Below are 2,163 nucleotides of genomic sequence, written 5' to 3' on the forward strand. Positions count from 1 at the left end.
AAATTTATTTTAAGGAGTAACCTATGAAAAAGGGTTTTACAATGATTGAGTTGATCTTCGTGATCGTTATTTTAGGTATCTTAGCTGCTGTTGCCGTGCCTAGACTTACAGCTACACGTGATGATGCAGAAGTAGCAAAGGCAGCGACAAATGTAAGCACACTACTTAGCGATATTAGCTCTTACTATACTTCACAAGCACAACTAGCTAGTAACCTAAAAGATATGACAAACGTGCAAGTTGATAGCGACACTGGTCTTACAGCGAACCTACTCGCAGCTGGTAAAAAGTGCTTAAAGGTAACAGCAAGTCCGACAGACACAGCTACTGGCAAACCAGCTACTTTAAAAGTAGAAAAAGGCGATGATAGCGCACAAGGCATTTGCGATAAAATCTATAAAAATAAAAGCGTAAAAGACATCTTAGACGCTAAATATTCATACACAGCAACTGGTGCTTCAAGTGCAACAGAGGAAAAAGGTATCGCAATCAGCGGTCTTGGCGTTCAATTCTAAAAATTAAAAAACGGCTAAATTTTAGCCGTTTTCTCATATTCTTATTTCTATCATTAAATTTTTTAAGCTACCTAGCACATAAAATTTTACAAAACTTTACATTTAAATATCGCTCATTTTAATAAACAAAGTAATTAATAATTTATATTTCTTAGATTTTAAAGTGTGTAATTGTTTTTTGTAACTTACAAATAAGCTTAACACACTCTTTGGTTACCATACTTTTGCAGGTTTTATTGCCGACAAGTCGGATTTTTACGTTTTAGTGTTTTTAAAATTTTAAATTAAAAAATTTATGCTGTTTTTTGATAAAAATTTTTTGTGGTTTGAAGTAGAACTTTGTTTGAAATTTAAAAGTATCATTTGCTTTTAAGGTAAAATGTGGCTTTTTTCGTTCTGCTTTTAGAACAAGCAAAGCGAAGTAGGGTCGCTCCCCTTCTCCATTTACCATAACTCGCAAACAATCAAAACAATGTCGTAACATTGTTTTGATTTTCGTCTGCTCCCCCCACGACAACGCTCTATCGTGCGAACATCTGCTGATTAAAAGTCGGCGTTCGCAAGTTTGGATTTTTTTACGTTTTAGCGTTTTTAAATTTTGTGTTTTTCGCAAAAATTTTCGCCATTTACTAAGCAAAAAAGCTCTTTCGTTGCTGTGCTTTTGCAGGTTTTAACTGCCGACAAGTCGGATTTTACATTTTAACATTTTTAAAATTTTAGTTTAAAAACGCTATTTTGGGTTTTTGCTTGGAATTTTAACTATTTTGGGTTTTTGCTAAAAGGATAAAAGATATATTTAGCCCAAAGGGCTAATTGGATAATGAAAAAAATAATTTCAGTTTGATGATAGTTTTTCTAGTTTGGCTTTTAGGTTTTCATTTTTTATGATTTCTAAGCCTAGCAAGAATGCTTTACTTGCTTGTTTTGATAGTTTGAGTGGAGCGATGACACTACGTGCTGTTGGACTTGGGTCTGATGTTTCTGTTTCATCGTAGTATATGCCTACACGGGTTTCTTTTGGTGCTGTGCCTTTATGGCTATAATCCCCAAAAATCGCTCTAAATCCGCTCTCATCGGCAAAAATCTCTTCAAAATCTGTCCAGTATGAAATTATATTTTTCATTTTATACCCTTTGTTTTAAATTTAGCCCCAAAAAGGGGCTAGTTGGTTATTGTCTTGATGGTGTGGTAGTAGTTGTTTCATCGCCCCATTTGATACCTGTGCCAGCTAGATTAATTACACCACCATTTGTCTCAAGTATCTTTTTTACCGCTGGTAAATCAGCTAAATCTTTGCAGATTTTATCAGTATCAGAGCCTTTTGCTATTGTTAGAGTTTTATTTGTCTTACTTGGTGTTAACGTTAAGCAAGTATGTTTTTTCACGTTAAGCGCACCATTATCCCCAAGTATAACATTTGTCATATTTTTGATATTCTCATCTAAATCACCCTGCGAAGTGTAATAAGCTGTAATGTCAGAAATGGCTGTTGTTAGGTTTGTAGCGGCTTTGGCTAGCTCAGCATCATCACGTGTAGCTGTAAGTCTAGGCACGGCAACAGCAGCTAAGATACCTAAAATAACGATCACGAAGATCAACTCAATCATTGTAAAACCCTTTTTCATAGGTTACTCCTTAAAATAAATTT

Annotated in this window: 3 protein-coding genes; 1 reads left to right on the forward strand and 2 read right to left on the reverse strand. The window is 34.7% G+C overall.

Features of this window, described 5'->3' with window-relative positions:
- Positions 1–23 precede the first annotated feature (23 nt).
- On the forward strand, positions 24–515 hold the full coding sequence (locus NYG85_RS11970) for a type II secretion system protein (RefSeq protein WP_284938895.1): 492 nt from the start codon (positions 24–26) through the stop codon (positions 513–515).
- Between the two features lie 835 nt (positions 516–1,350).
- On the opposite strand, the gene NYG85_RS11975 is transcribed toward NYG85_RS11970, so the two are convergent.
- Both NYG85_RS11975 and NYG85_RS11980 read right to left on the reverse strand, forming a co-directional pair.
- Positions 1,351–1,638: a hypothetical protein gene (locus tag NYG85_RS11975; RefSeq protein ID WP_284938897.1), complete on the reverse strand. Its 288-nt coding sequence runs from the start codon at positions 1,636–1,638 to the stop codon at positions 1,351–1,353.
- Positions 1,639–1,684: 46 nt separating this feature from the next.
- Complete coding sequence (locus tag NYG85_RS11980) at positions 1,685–2,140, reverse strand: type II secretion system protein (protein ID WP_284938898.1); 456 nt, start codon at positions 2,138–2,140, stop codon at positions 1,685–1,687.
- Between the last annotated feature and the right edge of the window lie 23 nt (positions 2,141–2,163).

Origin of the sequence: Campylobacter gastrosuis, assembly GCF_030249845.1 — a bacterium.
In the GTDB taxonomy this organism is placed as follows: Bacteria; Campylobacterota; Campylobacteria; order Campylobacterales; family Campylobacteraceae; genus Campylobacter_A; species Campylobacter_A gastrosuis.